Source organism: Ferrimonas futtsuensis DSM 18154 (assembly GCF_000422645.1).
Taxonomy (GTDB): domain Bacteria; phylum Pseudomonadota; class Gammaproteobacteria; order Enterobacterales; family Shewanellaceae; genus Ferrimonas; species Ferrimonas futtsuensis.
The window spans coordinates 348276-371252 of the sequence record NZ_AUGL01000002.1 but is presented as its reverse complement, the minus strand read 5'-3'; the positions used below and the strand labels follow the sequence as shown (position 1 = coordinate 371252).

Below are 22977 nucleotides of genomic sequence, written 5' to 3'. Positions count from 1 at the left end.
TTACCCCATGCGCCACCAAGCAGTCACACCAAAGGATCGAGACATTACCAAGCGCCCAAACTCAAGGGGTGAAATTTGGGTTTGTCGATTCTGAAAATCTGAAACCAGCGAAGACTCTGGTTAATAAGCCAATGGATGTATGTCCTGTGGTGAATTCAGTCTCAATTTTGCAAAACCAGGTACACGTCTTCTAGCAAAGGCAGGTACCTGGATACTAACTTCGCCATAGAGCGGCCCCTTTTCCTGTCGTGATTGGCGAGGCGTTTTATTCACATTCTATCTAAGGCTAACGTCTATGAATGAAAATACCGCCCCATTTGCAAAGGCCTGGGAAGGCTTTGTAGCAGGTGACTGGAAATCCGAAGTTAATGTTCGCGACTTCATCCAGAAAAACTACACCCCCTATGAAGGCGATGAGTCCTTCCTGGCGGGCTCCACCCCAGCAACCGACGAGCTGTGGGCCAAGGTGATGGAAGGCGTTCGTCAAGAGAACGCCACCCACGCCCCTGTCGACTTCGACACCTCCAAAGTTTCCACCATCACTTCTCACGACGCCGGTTACATCAACCAGGATCTGGAAAAGATCGTTGGCCTGCAGACCGAAGCGCCTCTGAAGCGTGCCATCATCCCTAACGGCGGCATTCGCATGGTTGAGGGTTCCTGCAAGGCCTACGGCCGCGAGCTGGATCCTGTCACCAAAGCTATCTACACCGACTACCGTAAGACCCACAACGCCGGCGTTTTCGATGTTTACACCCCAGACATCCTGCGTTGCCGTAAGTCCGGTGTGATCACCGGTCTGCCGGATGCCTACGGCCGTGGCCGCATCATCGGTGACTACCGTCGTGTCGCCCTGTACGGCATCGACTTCCTGATGCAGGACAAGCTGAACCAGTTCCACAGCCTGCAGCAAGAGCTGGAGCAAGGTGGCAAGCTGGAAGACACTCTGCGTCTGCGCGAAGAGATTGCCGAGCAGCACCGTGCCCTGGGTCAAATCAAAGAGATGGCGGCCAAGTACGGCTGTGACATCTCCAAGCCTGCTGAAACTGCTCAGGAAGCGATTCAGGCGACCTACTTCGGTTACCTGGCGGCCATCAAGTCACAGAACGGCGCCGCCATGTCCCTGGGCCGTACCTCTACCTTCCTCGACATCTACGTTGAGCGTGACCTGAAAGCGGGTCTGATCACCGAGAGCCAAGCTCAGGAGATGGTGGACCACTTCATCATGAAACTGCGCATGGTTCGTTTCCTGCGTACTCCCGAATACGATCAGCTGTTCTCCGGCGACCCAATCTGGGCCACCGAGTCCATGGCCGGTATGAGCCTGGACGGCCGCACCCTGGTCACCAAGAGCAGCTTCCGCTACCTGAATACCCTGTACACCATGGGCCCAAGCCCAGAGCCGAACATCACCGTTCTGTGGTCTGAGCACCTGCCAGAAGGATTCAAGAAGTACTGCGCCAAAGTATCCATCGATACTTCCTCCATCCAGTACGAAAACGATGACCTGATGCGCAAGGACTTCGAGTCTGATGACTACGCCATCGCCTGCTGCGTATCCCCTCAGGTTCTGGGTAAGCACATGCAGTTCTTCGGCGCCCGTGCCAACCTGGCCAAGACCCTGCTGTACGCCATCAACGGCGGCGTGGATGAGATCTCCAAGGCACAGGTAGGCCCCAAGATGGACGCCATCACCGACGACGTTCTGGACTACGACACCGTTTACGCCAAGCTGGACACCCTGATGGACTGGCTGGCCAAGCAATATGTGACCGCCCTGAACTGCATCCACTACATGCACGACAAGTACTCCTACGAGGCGTCTCTGCTGGCGCTGATGGACCGCGACGTTGAACGCACCATGGCATGCGGCATCGCCGGCCTGTCCATCGCGGCAGATTCCCTGGCGGCCATCAAGTACGCCCAGGTGAAACCGGTGCGCGACGAAGATGGCATCGCCACCGACTTCGCCATCGAGGGTGACTATCCCAAGTTCGGTAACAACGACAAGCGCGTGGACGAGATCGCCTGCGAACTGGTTGAGAGCTTCATGCAGAAGATCCGTTCTCTGAAGACCTACCGCAACTCCACCCCGACCCAGTCCGTCCTGACCATCACCTCCAACGTGGTGTACGGTAAGAAGACGGGCAACACCCCAGACGGTCGCCGCGCCGGTCAGCCTTTCGCCCCTGGTGCCAACCCCATGCACGGCCGTGACGAATCCGGTGCGGTAGCGTCCCTGACCTCGGTGGCCAAACTGCCCTTCGCCCACGCGAAAGACGGTATCTCCTATACCTTCTCCATCGTTCCTGGCGCTCTGGGTAAAGACGAAGACGGTCGCCGCGGCAACCTGGCTGCCCTGATGGACGGCTACTTCAAGAACACCCAGGCTCGCGAAGGCGGTCAGCACCTGAACGTTAACGTGATGAACCGCGAGATGCTGCTGGACGCTGTTGAGAACCCAGAGAAGTACCCTCAGCTGACCATCCGTGTATCTGGTTACGCCGTACGCTTCAACGCTCTGACCAAAGAGCAGCAGCAGGACGTCATCACCCGTACCTTCACTGAGTCCATGTAATTACCCCAGGGTAGTTCACTCCAGTGACAGCAAGGGCGGCCTCAAGGCCGCCCTTTTCTTTTCCTGGCCAGACACACCCTTTTCCATTTGGAACAACACCAATGTCCTAAGGGTCGCTGGGCTCACGCCAGTGCAGCCCGTTAGCTTGTGGCCACTATCAACAGCCGGGCTGGTCCTTGAATTGCCTGCTGCTCTGCCTTACTGACGCCGACCTCTGCCTTATCTCGGTTGCCAACATAGCTGACGATCTGCCCCACGCGACACAATCACACCCAAGCGGCTCTGGCTCGAAGAGCAGGTTAGCCCAACAGCGGTACAACGACTGCAATCAACGGTTTGATAGAGAGTGGCTGGCTTCAGCACTGCCAGCCTTTTAAGCTTTTAGAGTATTTACTAGTAACTTCGTGCCCCTCACAGAGCGAAAGGCCCCAATCCAAGCACCGATGGCTCAACCAGCCTAAGGTTCAAGCGAAGGCATTTTTACCCTACAATTCAAATGGTTAATCACACAGCCATTGCGGCCTTCAAAAAAGCTTTACTTCCCCGGTGTTAGACCTCATACTTACGCCGCTCTGTTATCAGGGTTATTATTGACACATTATGTAAAGCAAAACCTTCAGAACATCTTCATTGTTGTTGTAGTCCTAAGTGTTTCCCTTAACTTCATAGTCATCTTTAATAATTCAAGTTTTCAGTGCATTGAAATTGTAAAGTTTTTATCCAAATTAAGAGGGACACATTATGTCTAACAAAACAACTGGTCAGGTAAAGTGGTTCAACGACGAGAAAGGCTTTGGCTTCATCGCTCCTGACAACGGTGGCTCCGACGTGTTTGTACACTTCCGCTCCATCGCTTCTGAAGGCTTCAAGACCCTGTCTGAAGGTCAGAAAGTTTCCTTCGATGTAGAGCAAGGCCAAAAGGGCCCTCAAGCTGCTAACGTAGTAGTGCTCTAATATCGATTGTGGCGCAGGTGCTCTGTCATCTGCGCCCATTCAGCTCCTTCCCCTCCCCCCTGATTAGTTGAGTCAACGCACTCATCACTCCTCCTGCCTAGAAATTTTTCAATAAAATCAGTTCGTTATCTTTTTCGTTACCCGCAAAAACCTCACCTCTGGAACCTTAGGTGAAAGTCCTCCCTTAAACCAAAGACTCGCTACACCCGGAATCAGACCTGGCTGGACCTAGGTAGCCAATGAGGGACTCTGCCACCGCGAGGGCAAGCTTTAAGGTGCCCCCGAGCCCGGCCGCGCCCATTACCATGCGGATATTGAGACACGCAGCGACAACCTTGACGCCCCGGAGTCTCGTGCGCTGAGCCTATTCATCCTTGGAAATTAAGTTTTGGCCAGCCCCCATTACGGCCAGTCTGCTGAACTCGAAGGCAAACACCATGCTGGTCATCAAACCGAGCAACGCCGGGTGGTGACAATCAAAGCAGTCTTGAAACCGGCGGCGCACCACCAGAGAAACCTCCTCACCGTTCTCTGTGGAGATTGATTCCCACACAGGTATGCTGTGGCGCCCAAAACACCCAACATCGGCGGGCCCCCCCGAGCGCCCCAAACAGCCGGTTCATTGTTATCTCACCATTACTCGACAGGCTCATCCTGCTGCTGACGCTCAAGCAAGATGGGCATGGCGTGCTGTTCTCCCCAGTGTTTCAGAGAAAGCAAAATCGGTTCCAGGCTTCGGCCTGTGTCTGTGAGACTGTATTCCACCTTGGGGGGCACTTCCGGGTAAACCTTGCGATCCACCAGGCCATAAGATTCCAGCTCCCGCAGCTGCTTGGTGAGCATTCTCTGGGTGATACAGCCCACCCGGCGTTTGAGCTCATTAAACCTCAAAGTCCCATCCAGCAGATGATAGAGGATCATCCCTTTTCCCTTACCGCTGAACAGCTCCAACGTCGCTTCCACCGGACAGCCCTTGCCCTGATAGGAGGAGTATCTTGTGCGTTTTACAGTATCCATTTTGTGCCTATAGCACATTTCTGTGCGTACTTGTTTAAAAGAAATGTATCCCTATTATACACGGCATACGCCAACCTAGAATGCTGTTAGGAGCTTCCCATGAATCTGAACAAGATTGTTCAATCCCGCTACTCCACCAAGGAGTTTGATGGCAGTAAGACCATTCCCGCCGAGCTGTTTGACCAGGTTAAGGCGCTGCTGCGCTTTAGCCCCTCCAGCGTCAACTCCCAACCCTGGCACTTTGTGATTGCCGATTCCGAAGAGGGACGCCAACGCATCGCCAAAGGCACCCAGGGTTTCTTCGCCTTCAACGAGGCCAAGGTACTGAACGCCTCCCATGTGGTTCTGTTCTGTGCCAAGACCGGCATCGACGATGACTACACCCAACACCTTCTGGACACCGAAGAGAGCGATGGCCGCTTTGCCCAGCCTGAACACAAAGAGATGGCCCACATGGGGCGATCCACTTTTGTGAATATTCATCGTTTCGACCTGAAAGATGCCCAGCACTGGATGGAGAAGCAGCTCTATCTGAATATGGGGACCGTGCTGCTGGGCGCCGCAGCTCTCGGCATCGACGCCCTGCCCATTGAAGGCCTGGACACCAAGGTACTGAACGAGGAATTTGGTCTGCTGGAGAAGGGCTACACCGCCGTGGCCATGGTGGCCCTGGGTTATCGCAAAGACAGCGATTTTAACGCTTCTCTGCCCAAGTCCCGCCTGCCGGAAGCCGAGATTTTCACTCAGCTGAGCTAATAAAAACGCGTCGATATGCGAAGGGGCCTGATGGCCCCTTTTTTACCCGCTATGGGCGATAGGCGGGCTTGAAAAAAAGCATCTGCGTCTTGCCAGTCAGACTGCGACCTTTGCTCCCGGGTATCCGCCGCAACCCAGACAACCCCTGATTCAACCACTGACGGGCTCAGCCCTCCTTCCAGTGTTCCAGATAGTCTTTGGGAGGTGGCGTCCAGCTGCGCTCCGCTCTGGAGTGGCGCTCAGAGTCCTGACCCCGCATCGCCTCCCCCAAAAGCTCCTCCAGCTGCATGAAGAGATCGCGATAATGGGTACCGAAACGATCCCCCTCGTCCCCCTGTAGCCAACTGTCATACAGCAGCTTATCGTGCTCACGCTCCACCTCCTCGAAGGCCAGGCGCCGCTGTCTCGCCCTGAAGGGGTGGTTACCCAGGGCCATCAGGGTTTCGCTGCCCAATGCCAGGGCCGAGTGCAGGGTCTCCTTGATCACCACGTCTGCACCCGCAGCGCGTAAAGCATAGAGGTGGCCTCGGTCATAGGCCCGGGCCAGCACTTTCACCTTGGGATAGGTCTGCTTCACGTAGTGCACCAGTTCCACCGCCGCTTCCTGCTCGTCGATGGCGATGACCAGAGCTTTGGCCTCTTCGATGCCTGCGGTGTGCAGCATGTCAGGGCGGGTGGCGTCGCCAAAATAGCTTTTCACCCGGATGCTCCTCAACAACTCGACCTGGTCCGCTTCATGGTCCAACACCACAGTGGTGATGCCATTCACCGTCAGCATACGGTTGATGATCTGGCCGAAGCGGCCCACGCCGGCGATGATCACCGACCCTTTCTCATCGATGTCGTCCGCTTCCCGCTCGTTACTGCGCTGCTCATAGCGAGGCAGAATCACCCGTTCAAACAGAATAAACAGTGCTGGCGTCAGGAACATGGAGAGCGCCACCACCAGAGAGAGCAGTTGCACCAGATCCTGGGACAGCACCTGATTTTGCTGAGAGTATCCCAACAGCACAAAACCAAATTCGCCGGCCTGGGCCAGGCTCAGGGCAAACAGCCAGCGATCGCTGCCCCTGACCCGGAAGATCCAACCCAGCAGGTAGAGGATCACCAGCTTGCCCAGCATCACTGCGCCGGTCAGCATCAGCACCAGACCCAACTGCTCCCAGAGGACACCGAAGTTAACTCCGGCGCCGACGGTGATAAAGAACAGTCCCAACAGCAGTCCCTTGAAGGGCTCGATGTTAGACTCCAGCTCATGACGGAACTCCGAGTTGGCCAGCACTACGCCAGCCAGGAAGGTACCCAGGGCTGGCGAGAGCCCCACCAACCCCATCAGCGCAGCGATGCCGATCACCAGCAACAACGCCGTGGCGGTGAAGATCTCCCGCAGGCCTGAGGAGGCCACGTAGCGGAACAGGGGGCGACTGAAGAAGTGACCCGCGGCAATCAGCAGCGCGATGGTGGTGATCACCACCAGGGCATAACCCCATCCGGGCAATCCCGCCACCAGGCTGATGTCATGACCATGATCCGCCTCACCGGCGCCGGAGATCAGCTCAGGCAAGGCCAGCAGAGGAATAAAAGCCAACATCGGGATCACCGCGATATCCTGCAGCAGCAACACGGAGAAGGCGCTGCGACCACCATCAGTGTTCCCCAGGTGCTTCTCGTTAAAGGTCTGCAGCACGATGGCGGTGGAGGAGAGAGAGAAGATCATGCCGATGGTCAGAGCACTCTGCCAGGGAAGGCCGGCATACTGGGCCAACCCCCATCCCAATGCAGTGCTCATCGCCACCTGAAGCCCACCCAGGCCAATCAGACGGTTGCGCATCTCCCACAGCATCTTGGGCTGCAACTCCAATCCCACCAAAAACAGCATCATCACCACGCCAAATTCGGCGAAGTGCTGAATGGTCATGGTCTCTTCCCCCACCAAACCGGTGATGGGGCCGATCACCACACCGGCAATCAGGTAACCCAGCACCGAACCCAGGCCCAACCGTTTGGCCAGGGGAACGGCGATCACCGCCGCCAACAGGTAGATAAAGGCTTGCAGGAAATAGAGTGTCATAATGCCGCCTCCACCAGGTGGTTGCTGGTGTGGGTGGCATCGTCGTGCTGCCACTCAACCTCTTTGGCCACCAGGCGCCTGAGCATCTGCTGCCAGGCTTCCAGGTGGCCTGGCAGGCGATCTTCCTCCACGGCTGTGCGGGCACCGAACAGCATAAAGGGAGGCAGATAACGCATGCCGGTCAGCAGAGCCGTCTGCTCCAGGGGCCGAAACAGCTCGCGGATGGTAAAGTGGTTATAGCCCTGCTCCCGGTAGGCGTGCAGGGGACCACCGGCGCTGGCCGCGCACAGAAAGCCCTTGCCCTGAAGGGCGATACCACCTTCGCCATAGGCAAAGCCATGCTCCAGCACCAGGTCCTGCCACTCCTTGAGGATCGAGGGGGTGGAGTACCAGTACACAGGAAACATAAACACCAGTACATCGTGTGCCAGCAGTCTCTGCTGTTCGCGATCCACATCGATTCGCATGTCCGGATAGTCGTGGTAAAGGTCTACCGTGGTGACCCCCTCCACTTGCCGGGTGGCCCGCAACATCTTTGCATTGACCTCTGAACGGTGGAGAGAGGGGTGGGCAAACAGCACCAACACAGAAGGCTTATCACTCATAACGCCTATAGCTCCTTGTGTTTTTTCAAATAAGTTCCCACAGATCGCAGCATAATCCCAGCCAGAAATGACTGAAATAGTTTTGTGATCCTGGCGGTGTAAGAGAGCGACTCCTACTGTTAAACTGTCGCGTTTTAACCGCCGTTAGCGATTTTCCAGTGACAACGACTGAGTCAATCGCAACCCAACTAGGGAGGAAGGTTTGACCAAAGGCATAGATAAATACAGCATCGACAGCACTGACTACACAATAGGTCAGGACAACGTTCAAAAGTGGGGCATCGACGTCCACAATCCGGTTTTCGGCATCAGTGCCGGCCTGATTATCCTCTTTCTCATCGGGACGCTTGTGACCGACGCCGCCACCGCCAAGGCTGCACTAGACGGAATCAAATGGAAGATCATCAACAACTTCGACGGACTTTTCATCTGGTCCGGTAACATCTTCGTGATCTTCTGTTTGGTTCTGGTTGTCTCCCCCTTTGGCAAGATTCGCCTGGGCGGTGACAATGCCGAAGCGGACTTCTCTTTCCTTTCCTGGCTGGCCATGCTGTTCGCCGCCGGTATGGGTATCGGCCTGATGTTCTGGAGTGTTGCAGAGCCAGTCGCCTATTTCACCGGCTGGTATGAGACACCCCTGGGTGTCGAGCCCAACACCCCGGAAGCCGCCAGACTGGCTCTGGGTGCCACCATGTTCCACTGGGGCCTGCACCCCTGGGCCATCTATGGTGTGGTTGCCCTGTCTCTGGCCTTCTTCACCTACAACAAAGGGTTGCCTCTCTCCATGCGGGCAATCTTCTACCCACTGCTTGGGGATCGCACCTGGGGCTGGCCAGGCCACATCGTCGACATCCTCGCGGTGGTCGCCACCCTGTTTGGTCTTGCCACCTCCCTGGGTCTGGGTGCCCAGCAGGCCGCCAGCGGCATCAACCACGTCTTCGGTATCGATGGCGGCATGGGGCTGCAAGTTCTGGTGATTGCCGTAGTCACCATGTTGGCGGTGGTGTCCGTTTATCGCGGCATCGAGGGCGGTGTAAAACTGCTGTCCAACATCAACATGCTGCTGGCTCTGATGCTGGTGGTCTTCGTGGCCCTGCTCGGCTTCGGTGTGGTGCTGGGTGCCATCCCGACCACCCTGATGGCCTACTTGGAAAACCTGGTGCCCTTGAGTAACCCTCATGGCCGGCCCGATGAAGCCTGGATGCACGGCTGGACCGTGTTCTACTGGGCCTGGTGGATCTCCTGGTCTCCTTTTGTCGGCATGTTCATCGCCCGGGTCTCCAAGGGGCGGACCGTGCGCGAGTTCATCGTGGCCGTACTGATTGTCCCCACTCTGGTGACCCTGTTGTGGATGTCGGTCTTTGGCGGTATCGCCCTGGACCAGGTGATCAACCAGGTGGGCGTACTGGGGGCTAACGGACTGCGGGAAGTGCCTCTGGCGATGTTCGAGATGTTTGAAAGCCTGCCCATGAGCGATCTGCTCTCCATTGTGGCGATCATTCTGGTGATGGTGTTCTTCATCACCTCCTCCGATTCCGGCTCTCTGGTGATCGACAGCATCACCGCCGGCGGCAAGGTGGACGCTCCAGTGGTTCAGCGCATCTTCTGGGCTTTCATTGAAGGCGCCATCGCCGCGGCCCTGCTGTGGATTGGCGGCACCGAGTCTATCCAGGCTCTGCAAGCCGGCGCCATCTCTACCGCCCTGCCCTTCACGGTGATCCTGCTGATGATGTGTGTCAGCCTGGTGATGGGCATGCGCACCGAGTCCAGGTTTCGCTAAGGCGAAGTGATAAACCGCGACAAAAAGAGGCGCATGATGCGCCTCTTTTTGTACCCGAACTCAGTCCCAGATCTCTGAGATGGGGGTCTGGGGAGAAAAGTGGTAGGCCACCTGAGCCTGAAACAGCTCGGCGGTGGCAATGGCATCGGTAAGTGCGTGGTGGGGCTGATACGCCGGCAGGCCATAACGTTGGCGACAGGCGCCAAGGCGCACCGACGGGGCCTTCTTGCCCACCAGACGATTCCAGCGACTGCCCATTTGATGCTGCAGTATGCTCTGCTCCAGCTCCATGGTATCCACCAGAGGAAACTGCACCCCCTCCCCCAACCGGGATTTCAATGCCTGGTCGAGGAAAGGTCGCTCAATCTGCTTGAAGTGCACCACCGGGATGGCCCCGCCCAGAGCCTCCAGCAAGGGAGCGATCACCTTGGTAAAATCAGGCGCCTCATCCACATCGCTGTGGGTGATGCCGTGGATCACCACAGACTCGTCGTTGAGGGGATGTTCCGGCTGTACCAGAAAGTGGCCAGCCCGGCGGCAGTAGACCCGATTGAGATCAAAGGGCACCCAGCCCGCGGAGACAATGGCATCACGTTCCGGATTCAGCCCCGTGGTCTCAAAGTCCAGAGCCACAAACGGCACCTCGGACAGCGGGGTGTCCGGCGCCACCACCCCCTTGTCATAGAAACGTTTTAGCCTGGGATCACGCACTTGGGTGCAGGCCTGCTCAAACAGGCTCACCCAGTCGTTATTGCGTTTACGACGTTTCCACCAACCAAACATTGGGGCTCCTTAAGCGAAACTGCTGGCCTGATAGCGGTATTTGAGGAAGTTCTGCGCATTGCTCAACACCTGGAAGGCGTCCTTGAGGTTTCGCCGCTCAAAATCCGACATGTTTTCAGGCTCGATGTTGTTGTCCGGCTCCTGGCCCAGCTCCACATCCCGGGCCTGGTGGCGAATGCGCACCATGGAGATGAACTCCATGGCGTCACGAATGTCCTCCGCCTTGCCCTTGGGCAAGATGCCGGCATCGATGATGTCGTCCAGACGCTCGAAAGAGTTCTGCGCCCGGGAGCCCACCGCCAGAGCATGGACCCGGATCAGATCCGCCAGGGGTGCGGTCCCCCTCCGCTTAAGGTTAATGGAGTTGTTGTGACGCCCATCCTTCTCCATCACGAACTCCTTGAAAAAGCCCAGAGGTGGCGTACGGTTCAGGGCGTTGCGAGCCAGGCAGGCGAGGAAGCGGTTGTTCTTTCGGGCCCGGCGCACGATAAAGCCGTTAAGCTGCTCGGCCCACTTCACCCGGCCATGCACCCCCTCAAGATCGAAAAAGATGGAGGAGTTGAGCAGGGCCTTGGGGTTGGGATCATCAATCCAGTCGGCAAAACAGGCCTCCCACTCCTGGCGGGTCATGCGCCACATGGGGTTGGTGGCCATGATGCCGCCGGTGCACCTGGGGTAACCACACCTGTCCAGGGCATCACACACCCACTCGGCCAGGGAGGTAAAGTAGTCCCCGTGCAGCTCCTGACGATACTCATCGTCCAGGATGATGGCGTTATCCTGATCGGTCACGATCAGCTGCTCGTCGCGGGCCATGGAGCCCAGCGCCAGGAAACAGTAGGGGACCGGCGGAGGGCCCATCAGCTCCTCGGCCAGTTCCAGGATGCGCTGCTTGAAGCTGCGACCGATCACCGCCATGGCGCTGCCCACCATGTGGGCGTTGGCATCCTCATTAACCAGGCGCACAAAGCAATCTTTCACCTGATGAGACAGCTGCTCCAGCTCCTCCAGACTCTGCTGCTTAAATATGGAGCTCACCAGCAGCAGGCTGTTCTGAGACTCGTAGCGGACAATGTCGGTCAGGGAGATGATCCCCAACGGCTTACTGCCCTTAACCACAGGCAGGTGATGAACGTTATGCCTGAGCATGTAGAGCATCGCCTCGTACACATAGGCGTTGTTGTCCAGGGTGATCACTTCGGTACTCATCACCTGTGAGATGGGCAGGGTGATGTCCAGCCCCTGGGCCACCACCTTGCTGCAGAGATCCTTCTCGGTAATGATCCCCTGCAGCTGCTCCCCTTCATCCTCAGCGCGTTCGTTCCACACCAGCAACGAGGAGAGGTTCTCTTCCGCCATCTTGGCCGCCGCCGCATGAATACTGCACTTGCTCTCCACCCACACCGGATCGCCGCTGAGCAGAGTCACCACCTTGGAGGTGGTCATGTCATTGGTATCAAACCCACTGGAAACCGCCTGCCTGAGGCGCACCGAGTTCTCCACCTCAACGAAGTCCGCGAAGGAATCAAACTTGTCGTTGAGGCGATGAAACACCTCTTCCGGGATACAGTAGAGCAGGGTGTCTTCGATGGCGGTGGCCGGGAAGCGTACTTTGTTGTGGGTCAGCAGACCCAATTGGCCAAACACCCCGCCCTCATCCAGGCGATTGTAGAGATCACCATTACGGCGATACAGCTCCACGGCGCCGCTGCGCACCACATAGAGATCGTGAATCTCCTGCCCCACCGCAAGGATCGCTTGGGACTCGCGCACATAGGCGATCTCAACCTGGGAGACCACCTCGTTGAGGGTCTCCTCAGGAAGATCATCAAAGGGGGGAAACTGGGACAGAAATCCCTGAATCTCCAACAGTTCAGCGTTCATAGGCATGCTCATAGGGGGCTATCCCCTAATCCTAACCGTCACCGCCAAGATTCTCCAAGGGAAGAGGAAACGAATGGCCAAAGCTGCAGCGACTTGTGCACCGACGTCCAATCAGGCAAGTTAGGGCTTGTTGCGCTACGGCGATGGTTTTTGCGACAACATCTGACCGCACAACAGGCCCCAATTCACAGAGCTCCACGGGACGGAACCATGAACAACGGATGGATCACTAAGGCGTTTATTGCCGCTGGCATCATCAATCTCGCCGGCGTTCTGCTGTTCTCCAAGGGCCTCACCAATGAACTGCTGTGGCAATGGGATCCGGTGCTCTTTACCCCCTTTGGCCTGGTGCTGATCATGCTCTGGGGCGGCGCCTACATCGCCGCCAGCCACCGCCACCTGCAACTGCCCTGGCTATCCCTGGTGTTTGCCGCGGAAAAAGCCCTCTATGTCGGCGCCTGGATTCTGTGGATGGCGGCCCATGGGCAGCAGCTTTCCTCCATCTTTGAGCAGGACTGGCTGACCGGGGTGTTCTTTACCATCTACGGCGCCAATGACGCCCTGTTTATGCTGGTGTTCCTGTTCGCCTTCTACCGGGCACGCCACTCCAGGGTCAAAGTCAACCAAATGACCTGATTGCCAAGGCTCTTATCCTCAGATTGCGTAAACCATACCCTTGAGAGTTGGTAAGTGCTAACCTATTCTTGCTAATGGCAATCACTCTCATTGCCGTTGCCATTGCCAATCAACCCAATACGCCTTGAAGGATACAACGACATGCATAAGCTCCTGGCCCTCTCTCTGCTGATGCCCCTGGCTCTGTCGCCGTCGCTGCTGCAGGCGGAGGAACTGAATATCTACTCCTCACGCAAGGAAGCGCTGATCAAACCCCTGCTGGACAAATTTTCTGAGCAGAGTGGCATTAAGATCAATCTGGTGACCGGCAAAGACGATGCCCTGATCACCCGGCTGACCAGAGAGGGCAGCCGCTCTCCCGCAGACATACTGATCACCGCCGATGCCGGGCGCCTGCATCGTGCCAAAGCCGGTGAACTGCTGCAGCCTATGGCCACCAGCGATGCATTGAAGCAAGTCCCCGCTAACCTCAAGGACCAGGACAATCAATGGGTGGGGCTGACCCTGCGAGCCCGCCCCATCTTCTACGTCAAGGGCAAGGTCTCGCCAGACGAACTCTCTACTTACGAGGCACTGACCGACACCAAGTGGCAGGGCAGGATCTGCATCCGCTCTTCCGGCAACATCTACAACCAGTCGCTGATGGCATCCCTGATTGATGCCGACGGCGCCGACAAGGCCCAGGCCTTCGCCTCAGGCCTGGTGGGCAATATGGCCCGGCCACCCGCCGGAGGAGATACCGACCAGCTGCGCGCCGCCGCTGCCGGCGTGTGCGACATCGCCATTGCCAACACCTATTACTATGGGCGCCTGGCCAACAGTGACGATCCCAAAAACCAGAGCGTGGTGAAGGCGCTGGGGCTGTTCTGGCCAAACCAGGCCGATCGTGGCACCCACGTCAACGTCAGTGGCATCGGCATCACCCGCTCAGCCAAAAACCGCGAGGCCGCCGCCAAGCTCATCGACTTTATGCTCACCGAGGAGGCGCAAAACTGGTACGCCCAGGTCAACAACGAATACCCGGTCCTGCCCGGCGTGTCCCCTTCACACGTGCTGGCCAGCTGGGGGGAGTTCAAGGCCGACGACATCAGCCTGAACCGTCTGGGTTCCCTCAACCGTCAGGCGGTTGAGATCATGGACCGGGCCGGCTGGAAGTAAACCCGTAAGGTGCCGGCCATGCCCCTCTCCCGAGTCAACCCGCTGCTTCTGGGCGCCATCACCATCGCTTTGGTGCTGATGGTGCCCCTGCTGACCGTCACCGGCCAGAGCCTGGTGGGATCTCTGGAGGTCTGGCGGCATCTGTGGCAGACGGTGCTGGGCGAGTACACGGTCAACTCCCTGCTGTTGGCAGTCGGAGTGGCCGTGCTGGTCACCCTTATCGGCGTCCCCACCGCCTGGCTCACCGCCCGCTGCGATTTTCCCGGACGTCGACCTCTGAGCCTGCTGTTGCTGCTGCCCATGGCGATGCCCGCCTACATCATCGCCTATACCTACACTGGCGTTCTGGATTTCGCTGGCCCTGTTCAGCAGTGGATCCGCAGCCTCACCGGCCTGGGATATGGCCAATACTGGTTCTTTGAGATCCGCTCCCTGGGTGGCGCCGTTGCCATGCTGTCGCTGGTGCTCTACCCCTATGTCTACCTGATGAGCCGGGCCGCCTTTCTCTCCCTCTCCGACAGAATGATAGACACCAGTCGCAGTCTGGGGGTCTCCTCCCTGGGAGAGATGCGCCGGGTGATTCTGCCCCTGACCCGCCCTGCCATCGTGGTTGGGGTGGCCCTGGCCCTGATGGAGACCCTGGCGGATTACGGTACCGTGGAGTATTTCGGTGTGCCCACCTTCACCACAGGCATCTTTCGTACCTACTATGGTTTTGGTGACGGCAGCGCCGCCGCCCAACTGTCGTTGATGCTGCTGGGATTTGTGCTGGTGTTACTGACCCTGGAGTCCCACTCTCGCCGACGAATCAAGTACTTTGCCAAGGGAGAGCCCCAAAGTCAGGTTCGCCGCAACAGGATCCCGGGGTATCAGGGCTGGCTGGCCTCGCTGGTGTGCTTGCTGCCGCCGCTGCTCGGCTTCCTGTTGCCTGGTGCTCTGCTGCTGCGCTGGAGTCTCATCAGCGATCAGGCGGCCACCGCTCAGTTCCTTGAGCTGGCCTGGAACTCCTTCTCCCTGGCCGCCATGGCTTCACTGCTCTCCCTGGCACTGGCCCTGGTGCTGGCCTATGCCCTGCGGGCTCAGCACAGGAGACTGACCCGGTTATCCGTCAGGCTGGCCTCTGTGGGCTACGCCCTTCCTGGCACCATAGTGGCCATCGGCGTGCTGAGCGCCCTGACCTGGCTGGACCACACCCTGGTCGCCGAAGTCGAAACCACCCTGGCCAGCCTCGGGTGGTCGTTGGATCTTGGCCTGCTCTTCTCAGGCTCACTGGCCGCCCTGTTGTTCGCCTATTCAGTGCGCTTTATGGCGGTCTCCATCGGTGCGGTGCACAGCGGCCTGCAGACCATACAGCCCAGCCTGGACCACAGCGCCCGACTGCTGGGCAACAGTCCGGGCCAGGTGCTGTGGAAAATTCATTTGCCACTGCTGCGACGCAGTGCCCTGACTGCGCTGCTGATCGTTTTTGTGGATGTGCTTAAGGAGTTGCCTGCCACCCTGATGCTCAGGCCGTTCAACTTCAATACTCTGGCGGTGCGTGCCTTCGAGTTGGCATCTGACGAGCGCCTCATTGACGCAGCTCCCGCATCACTGATGATCGTCGCCGTGGGGATCATCCCGGTGATCTTGCTTAACCGGTCCATTACGGAGGCTCACTGATATGCTGGCTCACACCAACCGCGCGGCCCTGACCGGCCTTCAGGAACCCGCTCCCGTGCCCAAAGAGGTTCAACTCAAAGCCGAAGGGGTCAGCGCCGGGTATGCGGGTCCGCCGGTGATCCACCAGGTCAATCTGGAACTGTTCAAGGGGGAGATCGCCTGTCTGCTTGGCCCCAGTGGCTGTGGCAAGTCCACTCTGCTCAAAGCGATCGCCGGTTTCCAGCCTCTGATGGAGGGGCGGCTGTGGATGGGGCAGCGATTGCTCTCCTCCACCTCGGTCCAAGTCCCCCCAGAGAAACGCAACATCGGCATGGTATTTCAGGACATCGCCCTGTTTCCCCACCTGACCGTGGCTCAGAACATCGCCTATGGGCTCCACCGCAGTCCCAAAGCCAAACGACGGCCGAGGATCGATGAATTGCTCAGCCTGATTCGCCTGGAGGGTCATGGCGACCGCTACCCCCACGAGCTGTCCGGCGGACAGCAGCAAAGGGTGGCACTGGCCAGGGCGTTGGCCCCCAAGCCCGACCTGCTGCTGCTGGATGAGCCCTTTTCCGGCCTCGATGCTCACCTGAAGGATGAGTTGGTGCCCGAAGTGCGCCGCATCCTGGCCCAGGAAGGGATCACTGCCCTGCTGGTTACCCATGACCAACAGGAAGCGTTCTCCATCGCCGACCGGGTAGCCGTGGTTCACCAGGGCCATATCGAACAGTGGGACACGCCTTACGCCATTTATCACAAGCCGGCCACCCGTTTTGTGGCCAGCTTTGTGGGTCAGGGCCGGCTGATTAAGGCCCGGGCCCTGGCGGATCACCAGGTGCAGACGGCACTGACCTCCACACCCTGGAATCAAGCGCACGCCTTTGCTCCACACACCCCTCTGGAGATGCTGATTCGTCCTACGGATCTGCGCATCGATGAAGAGGGGGAGCTCAAAGCCAGGATCGTCTCAAGGCAGTTTCGTGGCGCAGGCTCTCTGTATGAGGTGGAGCTGGCCAGCGGCGAGCGGGTGCTGTGCACCAGCGCCTCCATGGAGCATCAGGTGGGTCAGTTTGTCGGTCTGAAACTGCAGCTGAAAGAAGCGGCCCTGTTTGAGGCAAGCCATGGCTAAGACCCCGGTTCGCCGAGACCAAAAAGGGCTCCCTGGGGAGCCCTTTTTTTCGATTCCAACTACATAGAGTAGAAGTAGTAGATCTGCGACTTCATGCGAATAATGATCCCGCGAATCACATCCAGGAAGTTGAGGAAGGCGATGGGCTTTTCACCACTGACCCAGGCCAGTCCCACCGAGCCCACCGGGATATTGGTCCCCTCAGGTTCATGAATCTTCAGCCTGACAAAGTGGTGCTTGTTCTGCACGTTGGCGCCTGTGGTCTGCCTGACCGACTCTTCGCGGCCGATCAGGTTGCCCTGTGACTCTCCCGTGGCCTTGACGATGCCGGTGACCTCGGCTTGGAAAATGGTGCCCGGGTAGATGGCCGAGGCAAACTCGGCGCTCTGGCCCACCTTGAGGTTGCGCATCGCCTGGTGGTTGACCCGCATCAGCACATACTTCTCACTGGTGAACATGTTGATTCTGGCCACGGCACCGATGTACTGACCGGGACGCAAAATAAAGTTGGTCATAAAGCCATCGGCCGGGGCATACACCCTGGTGGACTCCAGGTTCCAGCTGTCCTTCGACACCTGGTGCCGGGCCACGTCCACCTCGGCGGCGGTGGACTGCACCGACAGGCGCTGCTTCTCCACACTGAGGCGTTTTTTCTCGGCACTGGCCTGGTTGCGTTCAATGGCCGCCTCCAGGGCCACCACCTTGGCACGGGCACTCTCCACCTTGTTCTTCTGCTCATCCAACAGACTCTCTGTGACCGACTGGGGCACCACCCGGTTCTGCTCGATAAAGCGCGTCAGCTGGGAACGCTTCCAGCTGAGGTCCTCTTCGGCAGCAATCAGATCGTTGCGGCTGATCTCAATGTCCTTCTGGGCTTCGCGGAACTCCGCTTCGGCAATGGCCACTCCCTCTTTGGCTACGGCCAGGGAAGCCTGCTTGGCCTTGAGGCTGGCCTCAGAGCTGGCCAGGGCGATGCGATAGGGCTCATCGTCCAGCTCATAGATCAACTGTCCCTCGGTGACGTACTGGTTGGGCTCCACGTGCAACGCCTTCACTTTGCCCTTGATCTGGGTATTGCCCGGGCGAAGCTGGACGTGGGGCGATTGCACCAGTGAGCCACCGGACAGATCCATGGGGGTGTAGTTCAGCAGGCCCACCCAGACGAACAGCAACCAACCGGCGCCGCCCAGGTAGGAGAACCCCTTGGTGAAGGTATTCCAAGGCATGCCCACCAGCCTGAACAGGTAGATAAACAGGGCCCATACCGCCAATCCCTCAAGCATGGTCACCTCCTCGGGCAGGCTCTCGCCAGATGTCACGGACGCGTCGCAGCGCCGCCTCCCCATCCACGAAAGCGAGGATCACTGCCAACACCCACACCCAGTGCCAGACAAAACCTATCCAGGTAAGGACGGTAATCAGCCCCAGCTGATGATGCTTGCGATTGTGGGCCTGGCTGATGGGCAGCTCATGAAGCTTCCAGAAGCCGTACAGGGCCGCGGCCACTGTGCCGACCATCACCACAGCCGCCACCACATGAAGCGCGGTGTCTGCACCGGTGCCGACAAAGGGGGTACTGATTAAACTCATCTTTTTTGTCACCTCACTGATCTGTTGCCACCCGCCCGGGGGCGAATCCGATTTCGGAAACACATGTTACATTTTGTTTCTGAACCCGCTCTTAACTGAGCCGGCACTTCCTGAACCGGGGGTGAACCAGAATGGTTCCGTGTTATAACAACCCAATCAGCCAGGGAGAGGAGGAGGATATGACCAGCATACGCAAGGCAAGGTTGCAGGACGCTGAAGCCGTTTGGCAGCTTCGCATCGACGCCATCAACGGCCTGTGCCGGGGCCATTACAGCGACGCAGCCATGGACAGGTGGACCGAGGGCCAATGCACCCAGGCATTCGCCGAAGAGGTTGACACCGCCTTCTATCTGCTGGAGCTGGCCGGGCAACCTGTGGCCTGCGGCGCCGTCATAGAGGGTCAGGTAGAGGGGCTGTTTGTCTCTCCCCAATACGGTGGCTTAGGACTGGGAAAGCGGATGCTGAAACATCTGGAGGCGGCGGCCAGGCAACAGGGCCTGACCAAACTGACCCTGGAGTCCACCCTCAATGCCGCCCCCTTCTACCGCAGCCAGGGTTATCAGGGCGAGCGGATCGCTCACTATCAAAGCCCCAGAGGCTTCACCCTGGATTGCATCCCCATGGAGAAACTTTTACTCTCTCCCTCCTGATTTCCGCAGTCCGAGTTTCCATGTCCACTGATATCAGTTTTTTCAACTGGACCCCCAGTACCCCTCACGCCATGGCCTACGTAGTGATCGTTACCCGTCACCAGGGCCGCTGGTTGCTGGTTCGCCACCATCAGCGCAGCAGCTGGGAGTTGCCTGGTGGAAAGATAGAACCTGGCGAGACACCTCTCGAGGCGGCCCATCGAGAGCTCAGGGAGGAGACGGGTGCACTGGCCTACCAGTTGCAGCCGGTTGAGGGATACCGGGTGACTCAGCCCGGCCTCAGCGGCGAAGGGCTGCTCTGTTTCGCCGAGGTGGAGACTCTGGAGGCGCTCTCTCCCCAGTCAGAGATTGCCGAAGTGGCCGCCATGGACGCCCTGCCTCAGGAGCTGACCTGGGCCGAGATTCAGCCGGTGCTGTTCCAACATGTCACCGGACGCCTGTCTCTGATGAACAAGCTCGGGGGCTACCAGCACGTGGTCTGGGACTGGAATGGCACCCTGGTCGATGATGCGCCACTGGCGGTGGAGATCGTCAACCAATTGCTGGCCAGCCAAAACCTGGGAAGCACGGATTTGGCGAGCTACAGAAGGGACTTTTGTCACCCGGTCATCGATTATTACCGCAACCTGGGCTTTGACTTTGAGCGCCTGCCCTTCGACCAGTTGTGTAATGAGTTTGGCCAACACTACGGGGCCGCCAGGAAGCAACTGCAACTGCATCCGGGCAGCCGGTTTCTGCTGGGAGGCATTGCCGGGCAAGCGACTCAGTCCCTGCTTTCAGCCAGCTCACAACCTGTTCTGGAGCAGTGTCTGAGCCACCACGGCATCACCTCCCTGTTCGATCACATCTATGGTCTGCCCGACAATCAGGCGAGATGTAAGATCGACCGGGGACGGGAGCTGCTGGCCACCACCGGCATTCAGGCCGAACACACCATACTGGTGGGCGACACCGACCATGATCTGGAGGTGGCCAACGCCTTGGGCGTTGAGCTGTTGCTGATCGGCGATGGCCACCAGTGCGCCAGCAAACTGGCTAAGATGCACCATCAGGTCCTCTCTGGCTGGCACGCCTTAGACTAGTAGCAAGCCCAGGTTGACTCCGGCCAGGGCGAGGATCACCAACCAGGTGACCAGGGTGCCGAGGAAGCGCCCCGGATGATAGCCGCCGCCCCCCTGAGTCAGCCCCCAGGGGTGGAGGACTCTGGCGATAACCCACAGGCCTCCGCACAGATGCAGCCAGGTTGAGTCTGCGCCATTGAGTTCCGCCGCTCCCAGCATAAGCAGCACCAGCGGCGCATACTCCAACAGGTTGCCATGACAGCGAACGCAGAGTGTCAAATCCTTATCTTTACCTGTCCCTACGCCAATTTTGCGGCTGCGGCGCAGTCGCACCACACGAAAGGCCAGCACCAGGGCCAGTATGGCGGTCAATGACAGGTACAGGGCGGTGATCTTTACCGGCATGGCTCCCTCCGGGTAACTGGGTTAACGCTCATGAAACTGGCGATGATCCACCAGGCGATAAAACGCCAGGGTCATCCGAAGTGCTCCCCAAAGCCACAGCAATGCCAATGGCCACCAGGACTCGAAGTACCACACCAGGCCCGACCCGGCAGGCACCATGAAGACACTGAGCGTCAATACAAAGATGATGTTATCGAAGTGGTCTTCCCACAGGGTCTGAGAAGCTTCCCGTTTTTTCAGCCATCCCCAACCGCCGCCACAGAGCCACAGAATAAGAGAAAAAAAGAAAAACCAGCTGTGTAGCACCCCAACCAGGGAGATCACCAGCGCCGCGCACATCAACAGATAGCAGATTTGGGCATCGAGGCGCGCCATATCATTGCGTTGGGGAAAGGGCAGCAAATCGTCCATTGACTCCTGCTCACGGACTGACATAGAACCTCCTTGTCATGTCTGTCAGTTGTGCATATTCATTCAACGAAGATAGGGATGAGCCTGCATCAAGGCAATAGTTATCTTAAAATATTTAATAAATTTTAATGAGTTGTGTGAATTGATACAGAGAAAACTACAGCTCAACCTTCTCCCCGGGTCGCTTGCCACCGCTTCGATACAGCGCTTCAACATAGGCCTCCACCAAACGGGTCATTGCCGCCTCCTGCAGCGAGGGGGTTGGAATCATGGTCACCGCCTGGGCGGCGTAATCCATATGCGAGGCCACCTCAATGGCCCGCTCCACTACCTGTCTGAGCAGTTGGCTGCGCATCCGCTCAGACTCAATCTGCTGCGCCGCCAAAAGCGCCATATTGAAATCATCGGCCTCCAGGGCCGCCTCAACCACCTCGATTAGGGCCATTTGACGCTGGCTGCCCTGATGGCCCAGGGCGCTGTGATACATGCCATAGATCCAGCGACACTCTCCGCTGTAGATCTCCAGGTTAAGACTCAGCTGAGGTTTGGCCTCGTCACCCAGGATGAGCGTCTCCATCACCTGAGCACTCTGACTGACCTCTCCCTGGGTTGAGTCAAAGGTCTGATAGACGCCCAGCATCCCCAAGGCAATCACGGATGCCCCCAACAACGTCTGACCCAGCTTTCTCTTCACCCACCCAGTCCATAAAGAAATCACTAATATTAGCGATTCTACAAAGCCAAGTGTTGTCTAGCAAATTTCCCCTACTTTTAATAAGGACTCATCGAATTGGCAGACATTCAACCTAGTGCAACGGGGTCTGGCGGCGGCGGTACTGACTGGGGGTCTCCCCCTGCCAACGCTTGAAGGCCTTACAGAAATTGCTCTGGTCCTGAAAGCCCAGCTGACGGGCGATCTCAGCCAGAGACAGATCATGACGACACAGATGGTGACAGGCCAGCTCACGACGCACCTGCTCCAGCAGTTGGCTGAAGCTGTAGCCTTGCTGCTTAAGACGCCGCTGGAGGTGCCTGGGGGTGATGGCAAGCTCCTGAGCCACCAGTTGTTGATGAGGCTCGCCCCCGGACAGGTGTTTGGTGATCAGCCCCGTCACCCGATTGACGATGCTCTGCTTGCCCAATTGTGCCAGCTCATCCAGGGCCAGCGACTCACTGGCCTGGGCCAGTGCCGGGTTCCAGAAGGGGTTTTGCTGCTTGGTGGCCAGCCGGTCAAACACCACACTGTCCCGGGCACAGCCATAGAGGATGTTACATGGCAGCAATGACGCCAGGTACTGAGCCCCCTCCTGCCCAGGGTGGGGGCGATTGAGCTCGATGCGGCGAATGCTCTTTCTGCCTACGATCCCCTGCTCCATCATGGTCAGCACCGGCAACAGGGCCAGATTCAATCCGGCATCGGAGAACCCCAACCCCTCCTCCTCGGTCAGTTCATAGACCAGACGCAGCTCCCTGTTATCCGCCTCCAGAGTCAGGTCTACCGCATCACACACCAGATGACTGATGCGACACATACGCCGGCACGCCTCCTCCATATCCCGGCTGGTGATCATCGCCGTCAGCATGGTGTCACCCCGGAGCTGATCGCCCCAGCGGGACAGCATCAGTCCCATATAGGGGTTACCGGTCAACTTGGCAGCCTCAACCCACAACGCCCTCACCTGATCAACCCACAAACGTGCGCCCGGAAGGCCCAGGGGCTCTGCCACTATGCCCACTTTCTTGAGGATAGGATCCGGATCGTGTCCGGCAGAATGTAAGTAATTTAGCAGCGGCCGAATCCATGCGGCCAGCAGGGTTCCTTGTGATCTCATCACTCATCCTTGAAGTGGCGCCCAGCGCCGCAGCCA

At 58.1% G+C, this 22977-nt stretch carries 21 protein-coding genes; 10 read left to right on the top strand and 11 right to left on the bottom strand.

Annotated elements, in window-relative coordinates; all coding sequences use genetic code 11:
* The first annotated feature begins 295 nt into the window (after window positions 1–295).
* Window positions 296–2578, top strand: coding sequence for a formate C-acetyltransferase (gene pflB / locus G505_RS0103670; protein ID WP_028108350.1), 2283 nt, complete (start codon window positions 296–298; stop codon window positions 2576–2578).
* A gap of 741 nt (window positions 2579–3319) precedes the next feature.
* A complete protein-coding gene (gene cspE / locus G505_RS0103665; RefSeq protein ID WP_028108349.1) occupies window positions 3320–3532 on the top strand; it encodes a transcription antiterminator/RNA stability regulator CspE in 213 nt (70 codons plus the stop codon).
* A 636-nt stretch (window positions 3533–4168) separates the two neighbouring features.
* On the opposite strand, the gene G505_RS0103655 is transcribed toward cspE, so the two are convergent.
* Complete coding sequence (locus G505_RS0103655) at window positions 4169–4549, bottom strand: winged helix-turn-helix transcriptional regulator (RefSeq protein ID WP_028108347.1); 381 nt, start codon at window positions 4547–4549, stop codon at window positions 4169–4171.
* 99 nt (window positions 4550–4648) lie between these two features.
* Between G505_RS0103655 and nfsB the strand changes: the two genes are divergently transcribed.
* Complete coding sequence (nfsB, locus tag G505_RS0103650) at window positions 4649–5305, top strand: oxygen-insensitive NAD(P)H nitroreductase (protein WP_028108346.1); 657 nt, start codon at window positions 4649–4651, stop codon at window positions 5303–5305.
* Window positions 5306–5471: 166 nt separating this feature from the next.
* Here nfsB and G505_RS0103645 read toward each other — a convergent pair whose 3' ends face one another.
* Window positions 5472–7376 (bottom strand): monovalent cation:proton antiporter-2 (CPA2) family protein, encoded by a 1905-nt coding sequence (locus G505_RS0103645; RefSeq protein ID WP_028108345.1) that lies wholly within the window; start codon window positions 7374–7376, stop codon window positions 5472–5474.
* Window positions 7373–7981 carry an NAD(P)H-dependent oxidoreductase gene (locus G505_RS20500; protein WP_051215862.1) on the bottom strand — a complete coding sequence of 203 codons (609 nt, stop codon included), beginning with the start codon at window positions 7979–7981 and terminating at the stop codon, window positions 7373–7375. Before G505_RS20500 ends, G505_RS0103645 begins: the two co-directional genes overlap by 4 nt.
* Before the next feature lie 202 nt (window positions 7982–8183).
* Between G505_RS20500 and G505_RS0103635 the strand changes: the two genes are divergently transcribed.
* Window positions 8184–9761 (top strand): BCCT family transporter, encoded by a 1578-nt coding sequence (locus G505_RS0103635; RefSeq protein WP_028108344.1) that lies wholly within the window; start codon window positions 8184–8186, stop codon window positions 9759–9761.
* A 60-nt stretch (window positions 9762–9821) separates the two neighbouring features.
* Here G505_RS0103635 and G505_RS0103630 read toward each other — a convergent pair whose 3' ends face one another.
* Window positions 9822–10544 (bottom strand): 3'-5' exonuclease, encoded by a 723-nt coding sequence (locus tag G505_RS0103630; RefSeq protein ID WP_028108343.1) that lies wholly within the window; start codon window positions 10542–10544, stop codon window positions 9822–9824.
* 9 nt (window positions 10545–10553) lie between these two features.
* Window positions 10554–12428 carry a putative nucleotidyltransferase substrate binding domain-containing protein gene (locus G505_RS0103625; protein WP_028108342.1) on the bottom strand — a complete coding sequence of 625 codons (1875 nt, stop codon included), beginning with the start codon at window positions 12426–12428 and terminating at the stop codon, window positions 10554–10556.
* 210 nt (window positions 12429–12638) lie between these two features.
* Here G505_RS0103625 and G505_RS0103620 point away from each other — a divergent pair, with 210 nt between their 5' ends.
* From G505_RS0103620 to G505_RS0103605, 4 genes are all read left to right on the top strand, one after another.
* A complete protein-coding gene (locus tag G505_RS0103620) occupies window positions 12639–13064 on the top strand; it encodes a hypothetical protein (RefSeq protein WP_028108341.1) in 426 nt (141 codons plus the stop codon).
* 141 nt (window positions 13065–13205) lie between these two features.
* Window positions 13206–14222 carry a Fe(3+) ABC transporter substrate-binding protein gene (locus G505_RS0103615; RefSeq protein WP_028108340.1) on the top strand — a complete coding sequence of 339 codons (1017 nt, stop codon included), beginning with the start codon at window positions 13206–13208 and terminating at the stop codon, window positions 14220–14222.
* Between the two features lie 18 nt (window positions 14223–14240).
* Window positions 14241–15881: an ABC transporter permease gene (locus G505_RS0103610; RefSeq protein WP_028108339.1), complete on the top strand. Its 1641-nt coding sequence runs from the start codon at window positions 14241–14243 to the stop codon at window positions 15879–15881.
* 1 nt (window position 15882) lies between these two features.
* Window positions 15883–16992 carry an ABC transporter ATP-binding protein gene (locus G505_RS0103605; RefSeq protein WP_084643795.1) on the top strand — a complete coding sequence of 370 codons (1110 nt, stop codon included), beginning with the start codon at window positions 15883–15885 and terminating at the stop codon, window positions 16990–16992.
* Window positions 16993–17051: 59 nt separating this feature from the next.
* Here G505_RS0103605 and G505_RS0103600 read toward each other — a convergent pair whose 3' ends face one another.
* Both G505_RS0103600 and G505_RS0103595 read right to left on the bottom strand, forming a co-directional pair.
* Entirely contained in the window at window positions 17052–18275 is a 1224-nt protein-coding gene (locus G505_RS0103600) for an HlyD family secretion protein (RefSeq protein WP_028108337.1), read from the bottom strand.
* Window positions 18268–18582 (bottom strand): MFS transporter, encoded by a 315-nt coding sequence (locus G505_RS0103595; RefSeq protein WP_028108336.1) that lies wholly within the window; start codon window positions 18580–18582, stop codon window positions 18268–18270. Before G505_RS0103595 ends, G505_RS0103600 begins: the two co-directional genes overlap by 8 nt.
* Window positions 18583–18761: 179 nt before the next feature.
* Between G505_RS0103595 and G505_RS0103590 the strand changes: the two genes are divergently transcribed.
* Both G505_RS0103590 and G505_RS23430 read left to right on the top strand, forming a co-directional pair.
* A complete protein-coding gene (locus G505_RS0103590) occupies window positions 18762–19232 on the top strand; it encodes a GNAT family N-acetyltransferase (protein ID WP_028108335.1) in 471 nt (156 codons plus the stop codon).
* Between the two features lie 20 nt (window positions 19233–19252).
* Window positions 19253–20314 carry an NUDIX domain-containing protein gene (locus tag G505_RS23430; protein ID WP_051215861.1) on the top strand — a complete coding sequence of 354 codons (1062 nt, stop codon included), beginning with the start codon at window positions 19253–19255 and terminating at the stop codon, window positions 20312–20314.
* Here G505_RS23430 and G505_RS0103580 read toward each other — a convergent pair.
* From G505_RS0103580 to G505_RS22295, 4 genes are all read right to left on the bottom strand, one after another.
* Window positions 20306–20698: an MAPEG family protein gene (locus tag G505_RS0103580; protein ID WP_028108334.1), complete on the bottom strand. Its 393-nt coding sequence runs from the start codon at window positions 20696–20698 to the stop codon at window positions 20306–20308. The genes G505_RS23430 and G505_RS0103580 overlap by 9 nt on opposite strands.
* Before the next feature lie 21 nt (window positions 20699–20719).
* Window positions 20720–21133: a hypothetical protein gene (locus G505_RS0103575; protein ID WP_028108333.1), complete on the bottom strand. Its 414-nt coding sequence runs from the start codon at window positions 21131–21133 to the stop codon at window positions 20720–20722.
* A gap of 133 nt (window positions 21134–21266) precedes the next feature.
* Window positions 21267–21803 carry a hypothetical protein gene (locus G505_RS0103570; RefSeq protein ID WP_028108332.1) on the bottom strand — a complete coding sequence of 179 codons (537 nt, stop codon included), beginning with the start codon at window positions 21801–21803 and terminating at the stop codon, window positions 21267–21269.
* Window positions 21804–21915: 112 nt separating this feature from the next.
* Window positions 21916–22941, bottom strand: coding sequence for an AraC family transcriptional regulator (locus G505_RS22295; RefSeq protein ID WP_051215860.1), 1026 nt, complete (start codon window positions 22939–22941; stop codon window positions 21916–21918).
* Window positions 22942–22977 lie beyond the last annotated feature (36 nt).

Bases quoted from the DNA above. Each gene is read 5' to 3' on its own strand.
- pflB (WP_028108350.1), top strand. From the start codon at position 296: ATGAATGAAAATACCGCCCCATTTGCAAAGGCCTGGGAAGGCTTTGTA.
- cspE (WP_028108349.1), top strand. From the start codon at position 3,320: ATGTCTAACAAAACAACTGGTCAGGTAAAGTGGTTCAACGACGAGAAA.
- G505_RS0103655 (WP_028108347.1), bottom strand. From the start codon at position 4,549: ATGGATACTGTAAAACGCACAAGATACTCCTCCTATCAGGGCAAGGGC.
- nfsB (WP_028108346.1), top strand. From the start codon at position 4,649: ATGAATCTGAACAAGATTGTTCAATCCCGCTACTCCACCAAGGAGTTT.
- G505_RS0103645 (WP_028108345.1), bottom strand. From the start codon at position 7,376: ATGACACTCTATTTCCTGCAAGCCTTTATCTACCTGTTGGCGGCGGTG.
- G505_RS20500 (WP_051215862.1), bottom strand. From the start codon at position 7,981: ATGAGTGATAAGCCTTCTGTGTTGGTGCTGTTTGCCCACCCCTCTCTC.
- G505_RS0103630 (WP_028108343.1), bottom strand. From the start codon at position 10,544: ATGTTTGGTTGGTGGAAACGTCGTAAACGCAATAACGACTGGGTGAGC.
- G505_RS0103625 (WP_028108342.1), bottom strand. From the start codon at position 12,428: ATGAACGCTGAACTGTTGGAGATTCAGGGATTTCTGTCCCAGTTTCCC.
- G505_RS0103620 (WP_028108341.1), top strand. From the start codon at position 12,639: ATGAACAACGGATGGATCACTAAGGCGTTTATTGCCGCTGGCATCATC.
- G505_RS0103615 (WP_028108340.1), top strand. From the start codon at position 13,206: ATGCATAAGCTCCTGGCCCTCTCTCTGCTGATGCCCCTGGCTCTGTCG.
- G505_RS0103610 (WP_028108339.1), top strand. From the start codon at position 14,241: ATGCCCCTCTCCCGAGTCAACCCGCTGCTTCTGGGCGCCATCACCATC.
- G505_RS0103605 (WP_084643795.1), top strand. From the start codon at position 15,883: ATGCTGGCTCACACCAACCGCGCGGCCCTGACCGGCCTTCAGGAACCC.
- G505_RS0103600 (WP_028108337.1), bottom strand. From the start codon at position 18,275: ATGCTTGAGGGATTGGCGGTATGGGCCCTGTTTATCTACCTGTTCAGG.
- G505_RS0103595 (WP_028108336.1), bottom strand. From the start codon at position 18,582: ATGAGTTTAATCAGTACCCCCTTTGTCGGCACCGGTGCAGACACCGCG.
- G505_RS0103590 (WP_028108335.1), top strand. From the start codon at position 18,762: ATGACCAGCATACGCAAGGCAAGGTTGCAGGACGCTGAAGCCGTTTGG.
- G505_RS23430 (WP_051215861.1), top strand. From the start codon at position 19,253: ATGTCCACTGATATCAGTTTTTTCAACTGGACCCCCAGTACCCCTCAC.
- G505_RS0103580 (WP_028108334.1), bottom strand. From the start codon at position 20,698: ATGCCGGTAAAGATCACCGCCCTGTACCTGTCATTGACCGCCATACTG.
- G505_RS0103575 (WP_028108333.1), bottom strand. From the start codon at position 21,133: ATGTCAGTCCGTGAGCAGGAGTCAATGGACGATTTGCTGCCCTTTCCC.
- G505_RS22295 (WP_051215860.1), bottom strand. From the start codon at position 22,941: ATGAGATCACAAGGAACCCTGCTGGCCGCATGGATTCGGCCGCTGCTA.